Below are 22,458 nucleotides of genomic sequence, written 5' to 3'. Positions count from 1 at the left end.
TTTATTTCAAGGCTCCGGACAGGTTCCCTTTCGACAGGAAACGTTCGACGATGAAGGCCACCACGACCAGTGGCGCGACAGAGATCAGCGCCGAGGCTGAAAGGCTCCACCATGGGGTGATCGAGGAATTCAGGGCGACAATGCGCACCGGCAACAGCTGCACCTCGGTGAAGGTGAGGATGAAAGCAAAGAAGAAGTCGGTCCATCCAAAGATCAGGCAGAACATGCCGGCAACGATCATGCCCGGGATGGAGTTCGGCAGCACCACCTTGAAGAATGCCTGATAGGGATTGCACCCGTCGATCAGCGCCGTCTCGTCGATTTCACGTGGCACCTTGTTAAAGAAATCCACCATGATCCAGACAGCGATCGGCATCAGCAGGACGATATAGACCATGATCAGGCCGACAAGGGAATCCAGCAGCCCGAGATAGCCAAGCATGATAAAGAACGGGATCGACAGCACCACCGGCGGCATGATGCGCTGCGAGATGAAGAAGAAGGTGATGTCGTTGTTCTTGATGAAGCCAGCCTTGAAGGTGAAGCGTGACAGCGCATAGGCCGACAGCGTGCCGAGCATGATGCTGATCAGGCTGGCCGAGCAGGTCACAATGATGCTGTTGAAATAAGGCTCGACGATATCGACACCACCACTCGCCGGTGTCCGCCACAGCACGCGCCAGCCTTCCAGCGTCGGCTCGAACTGCAACCACGGGATGTAAGTGGCCCCGCTGGTCACCGACTGAAAATCCTTGAAGGACGTCGACAGCGCCCACAGGAACGGGGCGACGACAAACATCGACCAGATGCAGATGAAGCCATATTTCAGGAATGTGTAGAGATTACGCATGGTCAATCCTGTTTGATCATGACCCGCACCAGCACCTTGGCGATAATGGTCAGGCTGACGATCATGATGACGAGATAGGTGAAGGACAGCGCCGCCGAATAGCCCATTTGAAATTCGCGAAGCCCCTTGATGAAAATATAGAAACTTGATGTTTCCGTTGCCGTTCCCGGCCCACCTGATGTCAGGACGTAAATCGTGTCCATGATCTTCGAGGCCTCGATTAATCTTATGATGATCGCTCCGATCGATATGGGCGCCATTAGCGGGAAGGTCACATAGATAAACTTGCGCAACGGACCCGCGCCGTCGATGGATGCGGCAAGAAAAGCTTCCTCGGGCAGTGACAGCAGGCCGGCCAGAAGCAGCAGGAACATGAAGGGCGTCCACTGCCAGGTCTCGACAATGATCACTGTGACTTTCGCCAGTGTCTCGTCACTCAGCCACAGCGGGGTGATCTCGAACAGGCTGAGGAAGTCATTCACCGGGCCAAGCGACTCATGAAATACCGTCTTCCAGATCACCGTCATAATGACGGGCGTAGTCATCATCGGGATCAGGAACAGGACCCGAAAAAACCGCTTGAAGGCCAGATCGCGCCACACCATCAATGCCAGAGAGAAACCGAGCACATACTGCAGAAACACGGTGGTCAGCGACAGGAAGCTCAGCCGGAAAAACGATTCCCAGAAACGCTGATCCTCGGTGAACAACCGGACATAGTTTTCAAGGCCGATGAAATCCAGGCCAGGGTAAAAACTATCCCAGCTCGACAGGCTGAGCCTGATGGTGAACAGAATCGGAAAGATCAAAATCCCAATCAGCACCAGAAGGCCCGGAAGCAGGAAAATATGTTTATGCCTGAAGTTCATGACGAACCCTCGATTAAGGCTGTTCAATTCGAAAAATGAATGCGGGTGACCGGCAGGAGGGTCCGGTCACCCGTGATTTGGCGGTTAGTTGAGATTGTCTTCGAGGGCAACGCCAACAGCGTAGGCCTCACGGACATTATCCTTGCCAACACGCTTCAGGATCTTCTCCCAATCGGCAGCGACCTCATCGAGAGCCTCTTGCGGGCTCAGCTGACCGGCAAGCGCCTTGGATGTGCCGGTAGCCACCGCGCTGGTGAACTGGAAGACACCCGGGACACGAAGTGGGAAGACGCGGTTGGTGCTCTTCTCTTCCATATCCAGAAGGGTCTGGGTGTATTCCTTGGCGATCTCTTCATCCCAACCCTGACGCTCAACATAGATATCCGGCACAAAGTCGGATTTCTTGAACGGGTTCACCCCAAAGCGTCCGATGGCGATGTCAGCCTGATGGTTGGCGTCGTTCGAGAAGAAACAGAGATAGTCGAACGCCATGTCGTGGTTCTTCGACTTCTTGGCGACAGCCGCGGCCCAGCCCCAGACGATGTAAGGCGCCTGGTTGAACTGGTTGTCCCAGTCACCCTTGGTACGGTTCCAAACACGGTCCGAACCGGGAAGCGGTGCGACACCAACCTTGTTCTTGATCGGACTGTCATCTTCCATCGCAGCAACGAATGCATCATCCCAGGAGAAGCTGAACAGCGTCTGTCCACCACCAAAGGAGTTGATCTCGTCGCCAAGGCCGAAATTGATACCGCCCGGCGGCACATATTTCGTGGCTTCGACCCAGTCGGTCAGTGCTTCGACAAACCCCGGACCATTGATCAGCGGAGTCATGGTCTCGAGATCGAAGAAGAAACCGCCTGGAGTGCGTGGGTTCTTCGAATAGGCGACCGAACGGCTGAAGAACGCTGCATACATCAGGTCGTCCTTCTTCATCACCTCGGCAGAGCCATATTCCAGCTCGCCGTCACCGTCCCAGTCCCAGCCATTGAAGAAAGCCGCGATCTCGCCATACTCCTTCCAGGTGCGCGGAACCCGCAGCTCCCGGCCAGTCTCGGCCTTGTACTTGGCCTGATACTCGGGATTGTCGATCACGTCCTTGCGATATTTCAGATAGTGACGGTCGCCATCGATCGGGAACTGGATCATCTGGCCATCCCAGGACGCCACGTCGATATGCGACTTGGTGACGTCCTGCATCTGGCGCATGTTGACATAGTAATCCGGCACCGGCTCGAGATACATCATCCAGTCACGGATGAAGTTCGAGAAGCCGAAGACAATGTCATACGGCGCCTGGCCAGCCTGGAACGGGATCATCGCTTTGGAGTAGAGATCACCCGCCGGCGTGTGGATCACGTCGACTTCAGCACCGGTCAGCTTGGCAAACTGCTCGGCATGAAGCGCGGTCGGCTCACCCATCACAGGCACGGCGTGCGTGTTGATAGTCAGCTTGCGGCCGCTATAGTCCTTCTTCGACATGGACTCATAGGAGCACTCGCCAGGGATATCCCCGGTGTTCTTGATATGCGGGAACTGGTCGCTCCACTTGTCGGCATGCGCAGCGGTGGCAATCATTGATGCCCCGACCACAATGCTTGTTGATAACACACTGAATTTCATAGGTTCCTCCGTAGATTTTCATGTGGTTGAAAGGGTTCTGGCTTAAGGTACGAGAACGGCACGACCCTTGACGTCGCCGCTATTCAGGTCATGCAGGGCCTTGTTGGCCTCATCGAGCCGATATTCCTGCATCGACAGTTTCACGAGGCCTTTATTGGCAAGCTCCATAAGCTCATAGAGCTCAGCCCAGGTGCCGACCAGATTGCCAACAATGGTCTTTTCGGAAATGATCATGTCCACAGCGAGCACCTGAATTTCTTCGCCGTAACCAACGATGTAGTAGAAGCCACTGTTGGCGGTCATGTTCAGACCCATGGTGGTCGAACCGTGCTCACCGACGAAATCGATGACAGCTTCAGCACCTTTGCCATGTGTCAGTTCCATGATCGACTCATGCTCATTGCCGTCGATCAGCACGCCTTTGTCAGCACCAAGTTCGATGGCGTGTTTCAGCGCGTTGGCAGATTTCTCGACAACAATGATGTCAGCGGCGCACATCGCCTTCAGACACTGGATTGCAATGTGACCAAGGCCGCCAGCGCCGATGATGACGCAGGACTGGCCCGGCAGCAGATGGCGGGTAGCCTTCTTCACCACCCGGTAAGCAGTCAGACCGGCATCCGAGAAAGGAGCAACGTCCTTTGGGGTCAGAATAGATGGCAGCTTGATAAGGTTGCGGACACTTGTCTTCAGCAACTCGGCATAACCACCTTCCTTGATGTTCAGACCCGGAAAGGCGCCATCCTCGGCATGCATGTCATGACCACGCCGACAGGACAGGCATGTCCCGTCAGTCCCCGAAATCAGCGGGTGCAGGATAACAGCATCGCCTTTCTTGAATCCGGTAACGTCCTTGCCGACCTCTTCGATCCAGCCGGCATTTTCATGCCCCATGACACAGGGCAGAAGCTTGTTGTCAGGATCCTGGATATGGCGCCAGACACCTTCAATGATATGAAGGTCCGTCCGGCACACCCCCGCCGCACCAATCTTGACGATCACATCGGATGATTTCTCGATCTCCGGGTCAGGCATTTCGGCGCCTTTCACCCAGACATCGCTTTTCATCTCCGGATCGTACTCATAAAGTACTTGAGCTTTCATGTTCCTCACCTCTTGAGACTTTGTCAGTCGCAAGGGTGGCGTCTTCAAAACAAAGGAACAATGACGGTTTGTGTTCAAAACCGAGCAAAACAGCCAACCCTGTGTTCAGTTTTTGAACAGTCTGCTATATTGGCCTCTGTCCCCAACGCTACTAGCGTCATGGATACGACACCGGTGCCGCCTACATGTGTCGATGCGAGGATTGGACATGGCGAGCGACGAATACGGATACGAATTTCCCGAAGCACGGGATGCCCTTCAAAGAGGCGGCGTGTTATCCGCGATCTCTGACAGTTGGTCCCGGTGTCGGGAATTCGGACTGCGCGCCTCCGGCAAACCTGTGGAGGCTGTTCTCAGCTCGGAAAAGTTCCGCATCGTTATGGAACAAAACGAGAGTGTCAGGCATCTAGTTCTGCCCGAACTGGAACTTCTTTATAATCAGATTGCCGGCACCAATTTCATGGTGGCCTATGCCGACGGCTGCGGCGTGGTCCTTGATTCCATTCAGGATGACGATTTTCAGGCTGGCGAAGGTGGCAAAGCCGTCATTCCAGGATCGGTATGGATGGAAAGCCACCGCGGGACAAATGCGCTGGGTCTTGCCATTCATAGCCGTCGGCCGGCCATTGTCACCGGCCGTGACCATTTCTTTCACAAGCTTGGCGACCTGTCCTGCTTTGCGGCGCCAATTTTCGATCATGAAAGCAATATTGTCGGCGTTATCGATGCGACATCCAATGCAAAGGCCCGCAACGACCATACGCTGGCATTGGTCAAGCTGGCCTCACGAAACATTGAAAACCGGTTGTTCAGCGAACAATTTTGCGATTCGCTGATCCTGATGTTCCACGCGCGCCATGAGTATCTGCCAACGACGAGCGTGGCGATGATCGCAGTAGATGATTACGGCTTCATCGAGGGCGCGAACGTTAACGCCAAATCGATGCTGAGCGGATTGAACCTCAGCAGCAAGCAGCATTTTGGCGAGGTATTTCAGGTCAAGTTTTCCGACATCATCGACCAGCTTCGCTCCCACGAAATTGTTCGAATCCGTGACCGGATGGGCTCGGTTGTCTTTATGAAGGCACAGCCACCTGTCACCCGCCGCTTTGTAAAGGTCGAGGGCGACTTCATTACCCAGAACGACCAGCATCACATGATTGGCAACGGGGTGATCTCGACTGCTAGCAAGCCGGAAAATCCACAACGACCGACACGCGCCTTTGACGACGAGGTGCTGAAAAAGGAGATCGAATCAGCGACCCGTGCACTGACCATCGGGCTTCCAATTATCATCGAGGGCGAAGCGGGAACTGGCAAGCTGGAACTGGCGCGCAAGATACATGCAGACGCCTTTGGGGACGCCGCGCTGACTGTTATCGATTGCCGTCTGCTGACAGGGGACAATTTCGAAACCTATTTATTTGGCGACGCTGGCATGATCGACTTCTTCGATCCGGAGGCGGGCCCCAATTCAAAAGGAAAACTGTCTCTCGCCCGTGGCGGATCGGTATTGTTCAGAAATCCTCAAACTCTCGACACAAGGATCCAGTCCCGCATCGCCGATGTGATGGCATTCGAAGATGAACGTCGGCATGATGGCAATATTTCCGCCATCAAGGGCTGGCTTTTTGTCGGACCGTCCTCATGGATGAGAGACCCAGAATTTGATGTCGCGCCGGCATTCTCGAACGCCATCGATGGAAAGACGGTGACAGCGCCACCACTGTCACAACGATCCGATTTCCAGAAAGTCGCCGCGGCCATGATCGCTGACATCTCACAGGAACATTCCCTGTCGCCTGTCGCGCTCAGCATTCTTCAGGCGGAAAGCTGGCCAGGAAATCTGAAGCAGCTTCGCAAGACCATTCAACATGCCGTCGCCCAGGCAACCGGCAAGGTGATCAGGCAGGACATCCAGAACGTTCTGCAGTCCTTTGCCCGTGATGGCATGGCACCCTGCCCGCAATGCAACGGCTCGCCAGTCCGCGAGGAAACCTGTGTGATGATCAAGCGGAGCTGGAAAGAGACAGGGGGGAATGTCAGCCTTGTCGCCCGACGACTGGGCGTGTCCCGCAACACTGTCTACAAGCATGTGCGCGAGGCCTGAACGTCAAACCCCCAATATTCTAGATAACAGGCACCGAGATTGCTTAAGGCTGCATACTAGACACCCTTCACTCCGCACTTGAACCTGACACCACAATTCCCGGCATCACTCGGCATCCAGTTTCAGACCGGCCCGCAGCAGCCGGTTGAGGCGCGCCGCCAGTGCGACATTGCTGGTGCCGGTCTCGCGCATCGCCGTATAGAGAGCGAGCTTCCCGGCGACGACCGGCGGCAGAACGATCAGATACTGCCCTCTCATCAGCGAGCCCGGCGCCGGGATGTCGCGTTTTGCAAGCACATAGCCCGCAAGCGCTGCCGACATCCGGGCCGGCATCGCCGACCAGGTGATCGCGGTGCTGGATTCAACCCATCAGGAGCTGACGAACGAGAAGACCTTTTATGTCGAGATCAGCCGGGCGCGCGACCGCCGTTATTTGCATCTGAATTTTGTGACGCTGTCACAAGATGAATGGATGCGGGATCGATTATGTCACCAATTCGGCAAACCGAGTATTTTCAATTTTCGCGAAGCGCAAGCAGCGCCACGCCTATACTGGCCTGATCCCGCGTGGCAACCTCAACAGGCACACCTATCTCGCGTTCTCTTATCAGCCGCCAGGTTTCGTTGCCTGCACCTCCTCCAACTGTAAGAACCCGTTGAACAGCTCCGCCGCCCATTCTTTCAAGCGCCCTATATCCCTGGCTCTCTATACGCGCGATCCCCTGCAACAACCCATGCAGGAAATGAACATCATCTTCCGGTCGGGGTGTGAGGCGCGGAAGCATATCTGGATCGTTTGTCGGAAACCTCTCCCCCGGGCGCAGGAGTGGATAATAGTCAAGGTCGGTTTCGCGCGAAGGGTCTATAAGCTCACTCAGGTTCCGCAGTTGTGCCTCGTCAAAGAATCTAAGAAGCACCCCGCCACCTGAGTTCGAGGCGCCACCCGCGATCCAGGCATCTCCAACTTTATGACTGTAAAGCCCTATTGACGGATCTTCGATCCTGGCAGGGCTCAGCATCTTGACAGCCAGAGTCGTGCCAAGCGAGGTAACGGCGGTGCCTATTTCAGAGGCGCCTGTTGCCAGGTAGGCGGCGATGCTGTCTGTCGTGCCGGCCTTTACGACAAGATCACGTGCAAGGCCAAATTCATCCGCAACCTTCGGATCAATCTGTCGGACCGCCCGCCCCGGAGGCAAAACACGTGGCAAGAGGTCCGTCCGAACACCCGCAGCCTCCAGCCAGTCAGGCCAACTTTCACGCTGTGGGTCATACCCTGTCTTGAGTGCGTTGTTATGGTCTGAAAACCCGGCCACTCCGGTCAGGTGCGCCATTACAAAATCAGCTTGGTGACAGAGAAAGTTGGCCGAACCAGACATGTCATAGGACTGCAGACGAATGAGGCGGGCCAAAGCGGAGTTTGAACCCTGGGTGATATGGTTCGCCGGCCCATGGCGTCTGATCAACTCAGCTTCAGCGTCAAAGCCCGAGGAATTATACATCAGCGCCGGTGTCACTGGACAGATAGTTGCGTCCACCAACACCATGCTGCCCGAAGTTCCATCTACTGCCAAAACCCCGATGTCGCGGGGGTTCAACTTTGCTTCATGAAGCGCATCTATGGTATGGGCCAAACAATTTCGGACCGATGCCCACCAATATTCGGCCTGAACATCACCTGCCACCTGCAAAAGGTGTGGAGAGCGCGATGAGGACAGGAGGGTGCCACTCTCGTCCAGCACGGCACTCCTGACGCCGGAGGTTCCTATGTCAATCCCCAGCGCCAGCATCTTTCAACCGCGACGCGCGAGTGACATGCGGTATTTTTCAGCGTCCCAGTTCATAAGGTCCGCTTCGGATTCCTGGCCTATCGGCTCGGCTTGCCAATCTTCAGGCAACCGCGACAAAACCGCAGCAAGACAGTCCAACATAGAAACCTGAGTTGGCGTTGCGTCAGTTCTGATCAACACTCCCCTTCCCTTGACCAGCATCGCAGGGCGGTCCTGTGCTTCCCCAAATTGAGGAAGCGCGGGGCCAAGAAACACAACATGGTCAGGGTAATAGGATCCTGCACGCGCCAGATCAAATAAACGGGGATCTGTTGCGAGCTTTGTTACATCAGCCGCCCATCTGGTCCCCTCCGGCGGACTCTCACCCGGTGCCGCTACCACGTCTGTGACGGCAAGCGCGAGCCGGCTCTCGACTGCCGCGATGAGGGCGGCAGCTTCCTGAACCGTTTGTCCGCAACAGATTAGCCCATGATTTTGAAGCACAACGATCTGGGTGTCTGAATTTATAGATGCAACTATTTCTCTGGTAAGAGGCAGCCCCGGCTTTCGATAGGGTACAAATGCAAAAGGCAGGCCCGACAGCTTTTTGGCCGCCGCGACCCGGCCTTGAGGGGAAATGGCGTGGACGATAGTGGCTACGGAATGAGTGTGTATGACCACTGGCCACTGAAGTACGGCATGGAAGGTTGTTTCAATGGAGGGCCTTAGCTTTTGTTCAGGATCAATCACAGCGGCCTTGCAATTGCCATCGCCCTGACCGTTGGCCTCGGTACGGGCTGCCTCAAGGTCAACCGCCACAAAAATTTTCTTGGTTTCCGAATCAGCCAACTCTTTGCCAGAGGCCTTGATCCACATGACACCGTCACCTTTGATCGAGGTATTGCCACCCGGCCCCTGAACCTGCAACGGATCCCGGCCCAGCTGGGCAGAGAGCGAACAAAAGTCATTTGTAAGGAGATCGTGATATGTCACTTGGCTTCCCTGATGGCAAAAGTCGGCGGCTTGATTCCATGCGCATTCACAAGGTCTTTAACACTGCCCGCAATATCATTCTCGTCAATTTCAGTCTTGTGAAGACCACCCAGAACAAAAACGCTGTCCCAGCCGGCAACGTTCGCCCCGGCGATATCATGCTCAAGGCTATCTCCAATCATAAGAAGCCGACCCCCGACCATATCAACCGCTCGCTCGAGTCCGGAAAACACCGGCAAATGGGGCTTCCCATAAAAGGTGACCGATCCACCCCTATCCTTGTAGGCGTAAGCCAGCGCGCCCGGCTGCAATGCCAGTTTTCCATCGGGTCGGGGAGAGAACCGGTCAGGATTGGCACAGTAGACAGGCAGATTGAGCGCGGCGGCTTCATTCAGGCTATGTTCCCATTCTTCAATGATGCTGTCATCGGGAACACCGAGAAGAAGAACCGCTTCGACTTCGCGCATTTTGGAAGCAAACTCGATTTTCAGGCCCTCGGCAAAGTGGGCAGCATCGCAGGGTCGTCGTTCAACCTTGAAGAAAATTCGCTCGGCAATCCGCCCTGTATATATGTCCTGCCAAAGCGCTTCACCCGAAGACATCACGCGTCCAAAGAGTCCCGGCGGAAAGCCAATTTGTTCAATCAGCTCTTGGTTGGCTCTCGCGCGCCTGCCTGAATTTGAAAGCACAGCCATGAAATGTCCACGTCGGCGCAGTTCAGTCAGGATATCGACGGCATGAGGATAGGGTTCTGCACCGTTGTGCAGCACGCCCCATTGATCAAAAACAAGCCCATCATATGAGGTGGCAATGTCCAACAGGCTTTCCAGAAGATGTGTCACGGGTTTCAGTATTCGGCCATATCCTTGGGATCGACAAGATTCGACATGAAAACCTCGGCCTCTTCGGCAGACATGGCAGGGACGATCTTGTCGGCCATGTTCGCGGGCATATCACCAAAGTAGAATTTGAAGCCTGGTATCGATTGTCGCCGCCTGCGAAGTGGCATCCCCGCATATGGGAAGACGTGCGAGCGTGCATTTGCAGCTTCGTCGTGGCAAGGCAGGACATAGTCGGCGCGCTTGTCGATTTCCTCTACCGATTTCCAACCCTCAAAGGAGTTGACGAAACGCGCCGGCACCCAATAGCGCCATTGCTCGGCCGGGTTGGGGTCGAGATTGCGTTCAACAAATATCGCATCTCCGGCAATCACGATATCGCCCGCCGTCGTAGCAACCGTGACCGCCATATGTCCAACAGAATGGCCGGGAGTATGGAACATGGTAATGCCGGGGAAGATTTCACATTCATCTTCAACAGCCTCAAACACACAACCGGCGTAAGCAGGCTCTATTCCAAGAATGCCGCATTCATAGGTGCGGTAATAAAGTGGCAACGGATTGTAGGCCATCTCGATCTCGGCCTTCGGGGCTATATAGCGCGCATTCTTGAACCGCTTCATGTTTTGCACATGATCCCAGTGCAGGTGCGTAAAGATGATGGCATCAATCTCGTCACAACTGACACCAAGCTTCTGCTCGAGATGATTATGCACCTCAAGACAGCCACGCTTCTCACATCTGTGATGATAGAGTGTTGCTCTTTCCTCATCACATAGACCGGTATCAATCAGTATCTTGTGTTCACCTGTATCGACATAGTGGCAGTAGACGGGATTCCAGTATTTTTTCCCAGCCGGACCTTTCCAGAAAATATATGTGCCGAGATCTGCCTCCAGCCATCCTGTGTTAATGGGATAAATTTTAGTTTCCGCGACACCCACTTGTCTTCTCCCAGTACTGATCTGCTTTATAAATCCACTTTGAGTATACAAAATCATATTTTTGCATACATTTCTAGCAAATTTTGCCTGCGACCTCAGTTCGCGGCGAGAGCTTTGCTGAGACTCTCGGTCATGTACGACATCATGCCATTTGATGCCGTCGTCGAATCCTTGCTGAAAATATCTCGCATCAGGCGCTCATGAGATTCCGCGGCAGCGAGGAGGTCCTGCTTCACAACGAACTTCTTGGCCCGGAACGGACCAGTTCGGCGTCGAAAGTCAGAGGCGAGTTCAGCAATGAAAGGGTTCCCGGTCGCGCGGTAAATCGTCTGGTGAAAAGCCTCGTTGGCGCGCAGAAATCCTGTTCGGTCACCGGCTTCGGCAGCCGTTATGCATTCCGCCTGAGCCGCTTCTATTTCATGCCGCGACAACAGAGTAAGGCGCGATGCTGCAATGCGGGCACAGGCGATTTCAATCTCATGCATGGCCTCGAATATCTGACTGAGTTCCTCTCGCGTATATTCAGCAACACGGATCCCACGCCTTTCACCCTCGACCAGAATGCCTTGCGCAGCCAACCTTAGGAGCGCCTCACGAACTGGCGTGCGTGAAGCTCCAAACCTCTGGGCAAGACCAGCTTCGTCTAGTCTGCGACCTGGCTCAAGCAACCCGATGGAAATATCTTCGACAAGCTGTGCCTCTATGGCTCGGGCAAGCGGTAGACTCTGGTTCTGCACATTATCAGCCATTTTCCTGTGATATCCTCGTTCTGTTAAATTAGGTGTATGAACAGCCTTAGTTCTAAATTGCATTCAATTATGTCTTTTTGTATGCATAAATGCGGTTAGCCAGTCAACAATCTGCAAGGTGACAATATGAGTAGGTCGGTTCTGTTGATTGTCGCAATGGAAACCAAGAAGGACTCGGTATCCTATATCAAGGATGCGCTGTTGGCGCACAAACTGACAGTAACCATAATCGATATCTCACTTGGTTCGAACGGAGAAGTCTGGGATGGCGAGCGCAAGCTGGCGGCCATGGACCAATCTGTTGCCGATGCGGTCACCCGGATTGGTGAATGTACAGATGATGATGGGCCGATTGTTCTGGGTGTTGGCGGCGGGACGGGAAGCGACATGATTGTACGGGTGATGAAAGCTCTGCCCGGCAAGATGTCGAAGGTGCTGGTGACAACCCTGCCTTTTGACCCTCGCGCAGCGGTGGCTGAAGATTCCATCATCCTTGTTCCCAGTGTCGTTGATATTGAAGGTTTGAACCCATCGTTACGGAGCGTTTTTGACAGGACTGCAGGTCTGGTCTCAGGCTTGGCCAATCTCTCACCATCTGCCAATCCACAACCATCGGTCGGGTTGACAACACTCGGCATAACAGGCAGGGCCGGGGTTGAAATTAGCCAAAAGCTGATTGACGCGGGCCATGAAGTGACCGCGTTTCATGCAAACGGATTCGGCGGTGCCGCCTTTGCCAAACACGCTCGCGAAGGTGCATTTGCTGCGGCAATCGACATGACAGTCCACGAGATCACCAGAATGGTCGTTGCTGGCACTTGCGTCGAAATGCCAGACAGATTCAGTGCCACCGGCCAGATTCCCCGCATCATTCTTCCCGGCGGCATGAATGTCATTGGCCTTGGTGGCATAGACAGCATTGCATCTCACTTTCTGGACAGACCCCATTATCGGCATTCCGCGCATTTCACGCATGTAAAAATGAGTTCTGAAGAAATGCACAACGCGGCCACCGCTTTGGCTGCCGCATTGAATTTGGGTGAAGCGCCGACACGTGTTCTGATGCCAATGGGCGGTTTTTCCAGTGAGGACCGACCAAATGGTGCTGTCGAGGATGCCCACCTTCGTGCGGTCGCAGCAGAGACCTTCGAGGCCAGCGCGCAAAAATACGAAGTTGTCAGAATTTCAGACCATATCTTTGCGCCAGAGACAGCTGAAAAGGCTGTGCATCTTTTATTGGAGACACTTTGAAGGAACTTCACACGATGATTGATCAGGATGAGATTTTCGAGAAAAAGAGTGATTTGATAGCTATCGGCAGACGCTGTTTCCAGCAAGGCCTTCAAACCAATGCTGGCGGCAATCTGTCTGTTCGGATTGCGAGCGCAGAGGCAATTGTCATCAAACCCTCGGGCGTCGGCTTCAATGAATGTACCCATGAAAATCTGCAGATCGTTCATCTTGATGGAACGATCGAGGCATCGGACTACAAACCCTCCAAGGATCTTGGCTTCCATCTCGATCTATACCGTATACGCGACGATATAAACGCCGTTGTGCATTGTCACAGCCCCTGGGCAACGGGCTATGCGAGCGCTGGCCTGGAAATTCCATGTTTGACAGTGCAAACAATCGAAAAGATCGGTCGAATGCCTCTGATCCCACTCTCTGGCAAGGGCGGGCCGCAGACCGAGGTTGAGATCAGCCCGGTATTCCGCGACAAGCGTGTTGTAGCTGCCGTTCTGGCGAACCACGGCACGATTGGCGTTGGGTCAACATTGATGAAGGCCCAATATCTGGCAGAAATTATCGAGGAAACGGCTCATATTGCATTTGTGCGAGACACTCTTTTGGCCGCACATGGCGCACCAAAACCGGCCGCACCAAAATTCGGCACTGCGATAGAGGCAGCGGCAGGCTAAACAGACCGGGACCGTCTACTCTGGAAACCCAACTTCGTCGGGCACAGTCCCTGACGGTGGCTGCGGATAATGCACCCCGCGCTGCGCCGAAAAAGTGCGATCGGTCTTCGGTTTATAGGGACCGGGATCAAATCCTGCGAGCCGATCATCCTTCACCCATTCTTCTTCAACATCCTTGCCATAGCAGGACTCAAAGAGCGCTCTTTCCAAGCGATCTCTCACCGGCTTCATTTCGGCAAGATCGGCAATATTTCTTGACTCCTGCGGATCCAACTCAAGGTCAAACAGCTGTATGAAATTGCCTGCCGGATACCAGATAAGCTTGTAACGGCCATCATGCATCATCCGGGAGGCGCTGTTGTTCTCCAGAACCTCGCCATAAAGCAGCTCTCGACGCCTTTCTCCGGTCATGGAAAGACCGTCACAGCTCTCCGGCACATCAATGCCGGCAAGATCCAGCAGGGTCGGCATAACGTCTTGCAACCCTACCAGCCGGTCATCACATGTGCCGGGCTCGATGCGGCCATCACCTGGCAGTCCCATGAGTATCATGGGGATACCCGCCGAACCCTCGTAGAAGGTGCGCTTTGCAAATAACCCAAGATCTCCCAGCATCTCTCCATGGTCACTGCAGAAAAGGATGATCGTGTTGTCGAGTTCCCGTTCCTCACGAAGGGTGCCAAGAACGACACGCAGTTGATGGTCCAAATGTGTGCAAAGCGCATAGTAGGCCCGTTTTATTTCCTGAAGCGCAGGACCATCGAAACGCGGGTAATAGTTGAGGAGTGCCTGAAGTGCGTGGGGCAGCCTTTTCCGATCATCACTCCACGGCGCCTCAAGTGGTGGTTCCATGTCGAATTGTCGGTAATGCTCCATATATGCAGCCAATGGCGCAAGCGGTGGATGCGGTGCTTCGTATGAGAGGGTCCAAAAGGCGGGTCGTGTCGGGTCACGCCGTTTGATTACGCGGCACATGGCCTGCGTTGCCCAGTTCGTAACATGGCAATGTTCAGGCAGGTGCCAAGGACGATGAATATAGCTGTTATTCGGCAGCCCGTGCGCAAAGGCAGAGCCTGTAAACCCATGATCTGAAAGGTAAAGCGAATAATCGTCTATGGCCAGATGTGGTCGTCCCTCTTCTGACAAGAGCACATCATCGAAACCAATTCGGTCACGTTCCGGGAATACATGAAGTTTTCCCACACAAAAGGCTTGATAGCCCGCTTCGCGAAAACACCCCGCCAAGGTGGGAAGGCTTGGCATTGGCTGTGATTTCCGAAACACGCGGTCTCCGTGTGTTCGTGGTGTCGTTCCGGTCATCAGCGTCCTGCGGGCCGGTATACATATCGGGCATTCACTGTAAGCTCGGGTGAATCTGATACCATTGCGGGCGATCTGATCCAGAGTTGGCGTTTGCACGGTAGGATGACCAGCGCATCCAAGGCGACTCGCCGACCATTGATCGGCAATTACGAGCAGTATGTTCGGCTGGCGGTCATCCATGTCCCTTGCTCTCCCCTATGTCATATTCTTGCATGTGCGGTTGGACCAAACCCACAATAGGGCTTGTCACTGAATGTCTCAAATGCGCTGGCCTTCCTCGCCGGGGGGGGGCGTATGTGTGACCCCGCCTGCTGCGACGATCGAAGCCATGCCTCCAAGCTCTTCAAGCCGGCGCCGCTGATCGGCCTTTGCCCGTTTGTCTGTTTCCTCTGGATCAACAATTGCGCGAAGATCTCGTTCGAACTTTGCAAGAATATCGGCAAATGCAGGATCATCAGCCAGATCATTTAGTTCCTGAGGGTCGGCTTCCAGATCGAAAAGTTCAGAGCCGAAGCCTGTGTAGTGAATGAACTTGAAACGTCCCTGCCGAAGCATCATCAATCCAGTTCTGGCGCAGGAAGCGTGATATTCGGAGAAGACCTGACGCTCGCTATCGTAAGGTTCACCGGCAATTGAACGCAATGATCGACCCGGCAAGGCTTTGTCCTCATCAGTGAAATCAACGCCAACAATATCGAGAACAGTCTGATATGCGTCTATCAAACCAACCGGGGTGTCGCATTCCACACCTTGTGCAATATGCGGCCCAGCAAGAATTAGGGGGACTCGAACCGACTCCTCATACATGGTCGATTTGCCCCAAAGACCCCGCGAGCCCATGTTGTCTCCGTGATCTGACAGAAACAGTACAACAGTGTCGTCAGCTTGCCCGCTCGCCTCCAGGGCCATCAACACACGCCCAACATTTTCATCAGCAAAACTCGACAAAGCGTAATAATGCAAGAGAGCGAGACGACGATGCTCGTCGTTCTCAAAAAAATCATCAAAATTATACCCAAACCTGAGCAACTCCCACCAGGGCGCTATCGACGGTTTGTTTGTGAGCGGCTTTGAAGCCAGCGTGACCTCGGCCAAATTGTAGAGATCAATATATTCTTGCGGCACAGTGAAAGGAAAATGAGGGGCAATAAAGGACGTAAAACAGACCCAGGGCTTGTCACCCTGATCCGCAACCCTTGAACGGAACCACTCTTCTGTCAGAGCACATATTTTCTTGTCATAACGTGTATATTGGCTGTCGCCCGCCATGACTTCAGCCGCTACTGAGGCGCTCTGTGGTCGCGCGGGAGGTTGTTCGCGCTCCAGACCGAAGACATCGCCTCCACCATAGATGTGCATCGGCAGGATTTGCTCGTCGATACCGGTGTCAGACTCGCTGTCCTTGTAGTGCAGCTTGCCGATTGTTGTGAAGCGGTGCCCCTCTTCCTGCAGGCGATGCCCCCAGCCTCGTACCCTACCATCATAGGCAAATACGTTGTCCCAATATCCAGTCTGATGCGGATATCGCCCCGTGGCAAATGCGGCCCGCGCCGGCACGCAGATTGGCGAACTGGCATAGGCATTCGTGAAACGCACACCCCTGGCGGCAAGACGGTCAATGTTTGGCGTCTTCACGATCCGGTTTCCATAGGCACCCACCGCCTGAGCCGCCATTTCATCAACCATAATTATCAGCAGATTGTGAGCTGTCATCTGCGAAGCCTTTCTCCAGGTGTGTCAAAGCCAAGCCGCGCATAGGCTTCTGGCGGCGCCTCGGTTCGCTGCATGATTGCAATCATTTCTGCTATCAGCCGCTCTTCGGTGATGGGATCGTTGATTGGACTCAGCTGTTTGGGGTCACTTTCCAGATCATAAAGAACGGTGACAGCATCCTCGATACGGGCGCCTTGACCTTTGACAAGCGCGCGCCCCGCTGGCAGGCGCATAACCGGAAAGTCGCCGAGGAAGGTGAAAGGCTTGACCAGCGTGGCACCCTCAAATTCGACATCGGCAAACAGCCCTTTCTGATGCGTCGGCATCAGTGTGTATTCCCAAAGATCCTGATTTTCCATGTCCTCCGGATATCGGAAGTAGGTATATCGCCCGTCAGTGATATTTGTCGCTGCGCCGAACCGTCCAAAAATCCCGGCGTCGCGTATCTTTTGGTCGCCACCAAGCAGCGGTAGCAGAGACACACCTTCAACGGTTTCAGGTATTGCGCAGCCGTGAATATCAAGAAAAGTTGGCATCAGATCGATCGTCTGGGTTAGGGCGCTCCGTCGTTCACCTGCCTGATCCGCAAAATCTGGGTGATATACAATCAGAGGAATGTGGCTTACTTCTTCAAAGAACGGCATTCGGCTCTTGGCCCACCAGTCATGCTCGCCAAGCAGAAAGCCATGATCCGTTGTCACAACAAGGCTCGTGTCCTGCCAGAGATCGTGTTCGTCGAAATAGTCGAGCAACTTGCCGAGGTACCAGTCACACATGGTCAGGAGTGCTGCGTAGTTTGCCCTGAGTTCGTTGATTTCCTCAGGGCTTTCATCAACCCTTTTGTAAAGAGGCCAATCCAGTATCGGACCATCATAGTCAGAGGGGTAAAGCGATTTGAACCTGTCTGGTGCCATAAATGGTTCATGCGGGTCGAAGCATTCGAGTTGCATGAACCATTTATCGGATTGTCGGTTGGCATCGAGGAAGCGGAATGCCCGGTCAAAGCAACCGACAAGAGAATAATCGGTCTCCGAATGGATGAATTCACGATTGACCATCCCCTGATGTCTTTCCTGCTGCATCGGATGATAGCGTGAAGTCATGCCAGCAGGCGGTTCAACCAGCGCCGAAAAGGGATCCCAGGCCTGTCCGCGCAGAAACTCCCAGCTTGAAAACCGGCTATGGTAGGTGGCCCCGCCATCACTCCAGTAGTGATAGTGGTCAGAAATCAGATGGGTGTAGGTTCCGTTCTTCTGCAACTCTTCGGCGAAGGACACATCGAATGGTTCCAGTGGACCCCAGGAGCGATGCAGGAAATTGTGTCTGCCGGTGTGCATTTCACGACGCGCCGGCATACAAGGCAAACTGCCGACATAGTGGGTATCAAAAGTCACACCACGACTTGCCAGGCGGGCAAAATTGGGTGTGATGTTCGTGCCACCGTAACATTCCAACGCGAGCCGATTGAGCGAATCAAAGATTACAAATACCGTCCGCATTCAACTCATTCCGTCTTTGCGTGTCCGCGGATCATCTTTACCAGCGGCAGCAAAAGCACAACCAGTGTCAGTCCAAGAAGGACAGCACTGATGGGGCGTTCCAGAAAGATCATCGGGTCGCCACGCGACAAGAGCATTGCCCGCTTTAGATTGTCCTCCATCATCACGCCAAGCACGATCCCCAGCAACATTGGCGCGGGGGACATTTTCGTCAGTGACATTGCAAAGCCCAGAACCGTGAAAACAAACACGATCATCAGATCAAACGCACTATTGTTGACGCTGTATACACCAACGCTGACCAACATCAGGATGCAGGGGAAAAGGTGGCGATAGGGAATCTTCAATATCCGAACCCAGACCCCAATCATCGGAATGTTCATTATCACCAGCATCAGGTTTCCAACCCAGAAACTTGCCAGCAAACCCCAGAAGATTTCGGGATTTTCAGTGATGAGCTGTGGCCCAGGCTTAACTCCGTGGATAAGAAGAGCGCCCAACATCAGGGCCATGACCCCATCTCCCGGTATGCCAAGCGACAACGTCGGAATGAAGGATCCTTGAGCAGCGGCGTTGTTTGCTGTTTCAGGTGCTGCAATCCCTTCGATCGCACCCTTGCCAAACCGGGTACGATCTCTTGCGATGCGCCTTTCAACCCCATAGGCGACAAACGCAGATATCGTAGCCCCTGCGCCAGGCAGGACACCCAGAAACGTTCCGATTGGGGCTGCGCGAACCATGGGCTTTATCGCTTGTCGCATATCATTGCCTGTTGGCAGAAGTTGGCGAAGGCCGACATTCTGGGCTTTGGCACGCAGATGTTTTGGGCGACTGAGATTGGTGATGACCTCGGTTGCCCCGAAAACACCCATCGCAACGGCGACAAGCGTAATACCATCTGTCAATTCAATGAAACCGAAGGTAAATCGGAAGGTTGCAGTCGTGATATCTGTCCCCACCAGCCCTAAGACAAGCCCCAAAAGCACCATCGCAATTCCCTTGAGCTGGGATCCTGGGGACACAACAGAGGCGGTAATCAGCCCGAAAACCATTAGCGAAAAATACTCAATGGAGCCAAAGCTCAGAGCAAGTTCGGCAATCACAGGGGTAAAGAGTGTAAGGCAAAGAATAGCGAAGCAGCTTCCAAAGAAAGATGCGGCGGTTGTGATGAAGATTGCAGGCCCCGCCTTCCCCTGCTTGCAAAGCGGATAGCCGTCCAACGCGGTGACAGCCGAAGACGGCGTTCCCGGAACATTCAAAAGAATTGACGTAATGGAGTTGCCATATTGGGCGCCATAATAAATGCCTGACAACATGATGAGCGCCTGACTTGGCTCAAGATAGAAAGTCAGCGGCATCAGCATAGATATAGCAGCCATGGAACCGATACCGGGCAGCACCCCGATAAGCATTCCTACGGTCACTCCAAACAGGCAGAGACCGAGTGTCTCAATTGTCATCAAGACTTGAAAGCCAAGCGCAAGGTTTGAAATTGTATCCATCCGCCTAACCGCCAATCATATCAAATGGGATTGACAGAAACCGGACAAAGACAACGTATACAACGCCAAGCAGGAAAACGAAGATTGCCAAAAGGCTGCGCCATGTATGCTCTGGATCAGCCATGCCCGATATAAAGACCAGCGCCCCTGTTGCAACGATGAGTCCGGCCGACTCGACAAGCAGCGCGAATGCAAGGAGGGCGCTCAGGATCAGAACAACAGGCCGCCACCTGATGACTGGAGCCGCCTCTTCACCGTCTGGGTTAATAATCGCTATCAGCAGTCCCAAAAGAGCGATGAGAATTCCAAGCACAAAGGGCAACGCCCCTGCGCCAAGGCGCGACAAGTCACCCAGACCGTATCCAAAGGCTTTGTAGGTGACATAAGCGCCAATGAAGACGAGAACCGCCCCAACGGCTTTATTCCTGTTGGCCAAACTTGGGAATTCGCTGTCTTCAAGCTCGGTATTCATCCAATCCTCGGATCCAGTTCGAACGACCCACATGAAAGTCGCCAGGTCAAAGGTACAAGCCCATTTGACCTAAAACACGGAAACGGCCGGGCGACCTGAGGCAGCCCGGCCACTAGACGTGATTAGAAGGTCAAACCAGCGGCTTCAATAACACTTCGCCAACGCTTGACTTCGTTATGCCCAAAGGCAGTCTGCTCATCGGGTCCCTTTATCCAGGGCGTGGCCCCCACATTAAGGAAGAGCTTCCCTGTCTCAGGCATTTGCAGCACCTCTGAAAGAGCATCGGCAAGTATTTTGACAATTTCATCTGGTGTATCCGAACGGACGTAAAGCGCGTGCCAATTGTCGGCAGTCAACCCTTCATAGCCCAGCTCGATCATTGTGGGCACGTTCGGCACAGCCGGCGATCGCTCTGGCGTCGAGATGCCAAGTGCAGTGAGCGCTCCAGACTTTGCATGCGGAAGTGCGGGCGGAATACCAGCGAAAAACAGCTGCACCTCATTTGCAATGACAGCCTTCGTAGCGTTCCCGCCGCCGCGATAGGGAACAACTGTCATCTGGATACCGGCACGCTTGGAAAATTCTTCAGTCGCAAGATGTTGAATTCCGCCGATGCCAGGAACGGAGTAGAAAATATCACCGGCTTTCGCCCGATTGACAAAGGCTTCCATGTCAGTGGTGCCCAGGTCATTGTTCACAACGAAAAGGAGAGGCACGGAAGCCATCATGCCAACTCCGCGAAAATCCTTTTCGAAGTCATATTTGAGATCGTTGCGCGTTGTCGGAGTGATCGAATGCACTGCCGTCATCAGCATCAATGTGTACCCGTCCGGATCTGCCTGAGCAACCTGCGTTGCGGCGATAGAACCGTTTGCACCTTGCTTGTTTTCAACCACTACCGGTTGACCAAGAACATTTGCCATTCGCTCGGCGACGATGCGGCCCAGCGTATCGGGCGCTGATCCTGGCGTTGATCCGAGGACCATAGTAATTGGTTTTTCTGGAAATCCGGCCATCGCCGGATTCATTACAACTGTCGCATTTACACTGATTGCGACAGCAACTGTGGCCAAGGCCCTGCCCCAAATAGTTAACAACCCCATGAGTTTCCTCCCAACGAACTGTGTCAACTTATGTGTATTTTGCATACACAATTAATGTCTGGTATACCAGAATATGGTTTGGGGTACAATAATCTGCTGATAGTTTATTTCCATGTGCCGGTGTAAATTTTTATGAGAGTTGAAAATCCGCACTTTAGTGTTGGTCAGTACAAAGCAAAGGATGACAACTGGGTATGGGGAAAAAGACCATCGCGCCTTCGAAAGGAACACTTCGGGTTGGCTCTGGAGACACACTTGCCAATGCACTGCGTCGGCAGCTTGCAGATGATATTCTCGATGGCAGACGAGAGCCGGGGTCTCGTCTTGAGGAACGATCCCTTGCGGAGCAATACGGGGTATCGCGCACGCCGGTCCGGGAAGCTCTGCAACAGCTTGTTTCGGCAGGGCTGGCAATCAGAAAGCCCCGCTCTGGAGCAGTCGTTCAGCGTGTCGAGGCGGGCCGCGTATCTTCGCTTTGTGAAGCATCCATATTGCTTGAGACACTCTGTGCACGGTTAGCCGCAGTGAGAATAACCACCATCGAGCTTGGGCGTTTGAGGCTTGTTCTCAATGCCTGTGACGCATGCCATCACAACGGAGACGTTGAAGGCTTTGCCCTTGAAAATAGGAACTTTCACAGTGCGATAATTGCTGCAACGCAGAACCAGGATCTGGTTGATACCGTTGAATTCTGCCGCCTTCGGATAGCCCCCTACCATCGCGCACCCTTCAAGTCAGCAGCGCGCCGGGTTAGCGCTCAGGCGGAACTCGAGAGAATTTTAGTGGCTCTCGAAAGTGGCGATGCGGACCAGGCAGCACGTGCGATGACAGATCACCTCAAGGCCGCCGCCATCGCCATCGACAATCAAATAAGAAGGTCTTGATCCGACGTCGTAAATCCTGATGGGCCTGTTGTCTTATCGTGATAAATTCCGGAACTTCACCGCTGATCCCCTGCCGGCCAGGGCCCTTCGCGACGTTCGCGCGATTACGCTTTTGGGGCCACCTTGGAACCAGAACCAGTCTTTGTTGTTGATTGAAGACTCACTCTAGGGGCTTGTTTGCTTGCGCCAGCTT

At 53.9% G+C, this 22,458-nt stretch carries 20 protein-coding genes; 4 read left to right on the top strand and 16 right to left on the bottom strand.

All coding sequences use genetic code 11. The features are described from left to right. Position 1: 1 nt before the first annotated feature. From AB3X55_10015 to AB3X55_10000, 4 genes are all read right to left on the bottom strand, one after another. On the bottom strand, positions 2–850 hold the full coding sequence (locus tag AB3X55_10015; protein ID MEX0503917.1) for a carbohydrate ABC transporter permease: 849 nt from the start codon (positions 848–850) through the stop codon (positions 2–4). Between the two features lie 2 nt (positions 851–852). Further along, positions 853–1,719, bottom strand: coding sequence for a carbohydrate ABC transporter permease (locus AB3X55_10010; GenBank protein ID MEX0503916.1), 867 nt, complete (start codon positions 1,717–1,719; stop codon positions 853–855). Between the two features lie 84 nt (positions 1,720–1,803). Further along, the gene (locus AB3X55_10005; GenBank protein ID MEX0503915.1) at positions 1,804–3,342 is read right to left on the bottom strand and encodes an extracellular solute-binding protein; all 1,539 of its coding nucleotides are present in this window, start codon (positions 3,340–3,342) and stop codon (positions 1,804–1,806) included. Between the two features lie 42 nt (positions 3,343–3,384). Then, positions 3,385–4,446: an NAD(P)-dependent alcohol dehydrogenase gene (locus tag AB3X55_10000; GenBank protein ID MEX0503914.1), complete on the bottom strand. Its 1,062-nt coding sequence runs from the start codon at positions 4,444–4,446 to the stop codon at positions 3,385–3,387. 208 nt (positions 4,447–4,654) lie between these two features. Between AB3X55_10000 and AB3X55_09995 the strand changes: the two genes are divergently transcribed. Continuing rightward, positions 4,655–6,556: a sigma-54-dependent Fis family transcriptional regulator gene (locus AB3X55_09995; protein ID MEX0503913.1), complete on the top strand. Its 1,902-nt coding sequence runs from the start codon at positions 4,655–4,657 to the stop codon at positions 6,554–6,556. Between the two features lie 105 nt (positions 6,557–6,661). On the opposite strand, the gene AB3X55_09990 is transcribed toward AB3X55_09995, so the two are convergent. The 6 genes from AB3X55_09990 to AB3X55_09965 all read right to left on the bottom strand — a co-directional run bounded on the left by AB3X55_09990 (position 6,662) and on the right by AB3X55_09965 (position 11,847). Further along, positions 6,662–6,877 carry a hypothetical protein gene (locus tag AB3X55_09990; protein MEX0503912.1) on the bottom strand — a complete coding sequence of 72 codons (216 nt, stop codon included), beginning with the start codon at positions 6,875–6,877 and terminating at the stop codon, positions 6,662–6,664. 194 nt (positions 6,878–7,071) lie between these two features. Next, positions 7,072–8,343, bottom strand: a complete 1,272-nt coding sequence (locus AB3X55_09985; GenBank protein ID MEX0503911.1) for an FGGY-family carbohydrate kinase — start codon at positions 8,341–8,343, stop codon at positions 7,072–7,074. A 3-nt stretch (positions 8,344–8,346) separates the two neighbouring features. Beyond that, on the bottom strand, positions 8,347–9,315 hold the full coding sequence (locus AB3X55_09980; protein MEX0503910.1) for a class II aldolase/adducin family protein: 969 nt from the start codon (positions 9,313–9,315) through the stop codon (positions 8,347–8,349). After that, positions 9,312–10,133 (bottom strand): TIGR01459 family HAD-type hydrolase, encoded by an 822-nt coding sequence (locus tag AB3X55_09975; GenBank protein ID MEX0503909.1) that lies wholly within the window; start codon positions 10,131–10,133, stop codon positions 9,312–9,314. Before AB3X55_09975 ends, AB3X55_09980 begins: the two co-directional genes overlap by 4 nt. Before the next feature lie 29 nt (positions 10,134–10,162). Then, positions 10,163–11,098, bottom strand: a complete 936-nt coding sequence (locus AB3X55_09970; protein MEX0503908.1) for an N-acyl homoserine lactonase family protein — start codon at positions 11,096–11,098, stop codon at positions 10,163–10,165. A 95-nt stretch (positions 11,099–11,193) separates the two neighbouring features. Further along, entirely contained in the window at positions 11,194–11,847 is a 654-nt protein-coding gene (locus AB3X55_09965; GenBank protein ID MEX0503907.1) for a GntR family transcriptional regulator, read from the bottom strand. 126 nt (positions 11,848–11,973) lie between these two features. Here AB3X55_09965 and AB3X55_09960 point away from each other — a divergent pair, with 126 nt between their 5' ends. After that, complete coding sequence (locus AB3X55_09960) at positions 11,974–13,098, top strand: Tm-1-like ATP-binding domain-containing protein (protein ID MEX0503906.1); 1,125 nt, start codon at positions 11,974–11,976, stop codon at positions 13,096–13,098. Positions 13,099–13,112: 14 nt separating this feature from the next. After that, positions 13,113–13,769 carry a class II aldolase/adducin family protein gene (locus AB3X55_09955; protein ID MEX0503905.1) on the top strand — a complete coding sequence of 219 codons (657 nt, stop codon included), beginning with the start codon at positions 13,113–13,115 and terminating at the stop codon, positions 13,767–13,769. A gap of 15 nt (positions 13,770–13,784) precedes the next feature. Here AB3X55_09955 and AB3X55_09950 read toward each other — a convergent pair whose 3' ends face one another. From AB3X55_09950 to AB3X55_09925, 6 genes are all read right to left on the bottom strand, one after another. Further along, complete coding sequence (locus AB3X55_09950; protein MEX0503904.1) at positions 13,785–15,272, bottom strand: sulfatase-like hydrolase/transferase; 1,488 nt, start codon at positions 15,270–15,272, stop codon at positions 13,785–13,787. Between the two features lie 78 nt (positions 15,273–15,350). After that, a complete protein-coding gene (locus tag AB3X55_09945) occupies positions 15,351–16,805 on the bottom strand; it encodes a sulfatase-like hydrolase/transferase (protein ID MEX0503903.1) in 1,455 nt (484 codons plus the stop codon). Further along, a complete protein-coding gene (locus AB3X55_09940) occupies positions 16,802–18,304 on the bottom strand; it encodes a sulfatase (protein MEX0503902.1) in 1,503 nt (500 codons plus the stop codon). The genes AB3X55_09945 and AB3X55_09940 overlap by 4 nt, the downstream gene beginning before the upstream one ends. 5 nt (positions 18,305–18,309) lie before the next feature. Beyond that, positions 18,310–19,806 carry a tripartite tricarboxylate transporter permease gene (locus AB3X55_09935; GenBank protein ID MEX0503901.1) on the bottom strand — a complete coding sequence of 499 codons (1,497 nt, stop codon included), beginning with the start codon at positions 19,804–19,806 and terminating at the stop codon, positions 18,310–18,312. 4 nt (positions 19,807–19,810) lie between these two features. After that, positions 19,811–20,278 (bottom strand): tripartite tricarboxylate transporter TctB family protein, encoded by a 468-nt coding sequence (locus AB3X55_09930; protein MEX0503900.1) that lies wholly within the window; start codon positions 20,276–20,278, stop codon positions 19,811–19,813. A 122-nt stretch (positions 20,279–20,400) separates the two neighbouring features. After that, entirely contained in the window at positions 20,401–21,381 is a 981-nt protein-coding gene (locus AB3X55_09925; protein ID MEX0503899.1) for a Bug family tripartite tricarboxylate transporter substrate binding protein, read from the bottom strand. Positions 21,382–21,575: 194 nt separating this feature from the next. On the opposite strand from AB3X55_09925, the gene AB3X55_09920 reads away from it, so the two are divergent. Beyond that, positions 21,576–22,265, top strand: coding sequence for a GntR family transcriptional regulator (locus AB3X55_09920; protein ID MEX0503898.1), 690 nt, complete (start codon positions 21,576–21,578; stop codon positions 22,263–22,265). Positions 22,266–22,458 lie beyond the last annotated feature (193 nt).

It is taken from the genome of Alphaproteobacteria bacterium LSUCC0719 (assembly GCA_040839025.1).
In the GTDB taxonomy this organism is placed as follows: domain Bacteria; phylum Pseudomonadota; class Alphaproteobacteria; order Puniceispirillales; family Puniceispirillaceae; genus UBA8309.
This window is presented reverse-complemented; position numbering and strand designations above follow the sequence as displayed.

Coding starts and splice junctions, on each gene's coding strand:
- AB3X55_09955 (MEX0503905.1), top strand. CDS start 13,113: ATGATTGATCAGGATGAGATTTTCGAGAAAAAGAGTGATTTGATAGCT.
- AB3X55_10005 (MEX0503915.1), bottom strand. CDS start 3,342: ATGAAATTCAGTGTGTTATCAACAAGCATTGTGGTCGGGGCATCAATG.
- AB3X55_09935 (MEX0503901.1), bottom strand. CDS start 19,806: ATGGATACAATTTCAAACCTTGCGCTTGGCTTTCAAGTCTTGATGACA.
- AB3X55_09960 (MEX0503906.1), top strand. CDS start 11,974: ATGAGTAGGTCGGTTCTGTTGATTGTCGCAATGGAAACCAAGAAGGAC.
- AB3X55_09930 (MEX0503900.1), bottom strand. CDS start 20,278: ATGAATACCGAGCTTGAAGACAGCGAATTCCCAAGTTTGGCCAACAGG.
- AB3X55_10015 (MEX0503917.1), bottom strand. CDS start 850: ATGCGTAATCTCTACACATTCCTGAAATATGGCTTCATCTGCATCTGG.
- AB3X55_09920 (MEX0503898.1), top strand. CDS start 21,576: ATGGGGAAAAAGACCATCGCGCCTTCGAAAGGAACACTTCGGGTTGGC.
- AB3X55_09965 (MEX0503907.1), bottom strand. CDS start 11,847: ATGGCTGATAATGTGCAGAACCAGAGTCTACCGCTTGCCCGAGCCATA.
- AB3X55_09995 (MEX0503913.1), top strand. CDS start 4,655: ATGGCGAGCGACGAATACGGATACGAATTTCCCGAAGCACGGGATGCC.
- AB3X55_09990 (MEX0503912.1), bottom strand. CDS start 6,877: ATGTCGGCAGCGCTTGCGGGCTATGTGCTTGCAAAACGCGACATCCCG.
- AB3X55_10010 (MEX0503916.1), bottom strand. CDS start 1,719: ATGAACTTCAGGCATAAACATATTTTCCTGCTTCCGGGCCTTCTGGTG.
- AB3X55_10000 (MEX0503914.1), bottom strand. CDS start 4,446: ATGAAAGCTCAAGTACTTTATGAGTACGATCCGGAGATGAAAAGCGAT.
- AB3X55_09985 (MEX0503911.1), bottom strand. CDS start 8,343: ATGCTGGCGCTGGGGATTGACATAGGAACCTCCGGCGTCAGGAGTGCC.
- AB3X55_09950 (MEX0503904.1), bottom strand. CDS start 15,272: ATGGATGACCGCCAGCCGAACATACTGCTCGTAATTGCCGATCAATGG.
- AB3X55_09940 (MEX0503902.1), bottom strand. CDS start 18,304: ATGCGGACGGTATTTGTAATCTTTGATTCGCTCAATCGGCTCGCGTTG.
- AB3X55_09925 (MEX0503899.1), bottom strand. CDS start 21,381: ATGGGGTTGTTAACTATTTGGGGCAGGGCCTTGGCCACAGTTGCTGTC.
- AB3X55_09945 (MEX0503903.1), bottom strand. CDS start 16,805: ATGACAGCTCACAATCTGCTGATAATTATGGTTGATGAAATGGCGGCT.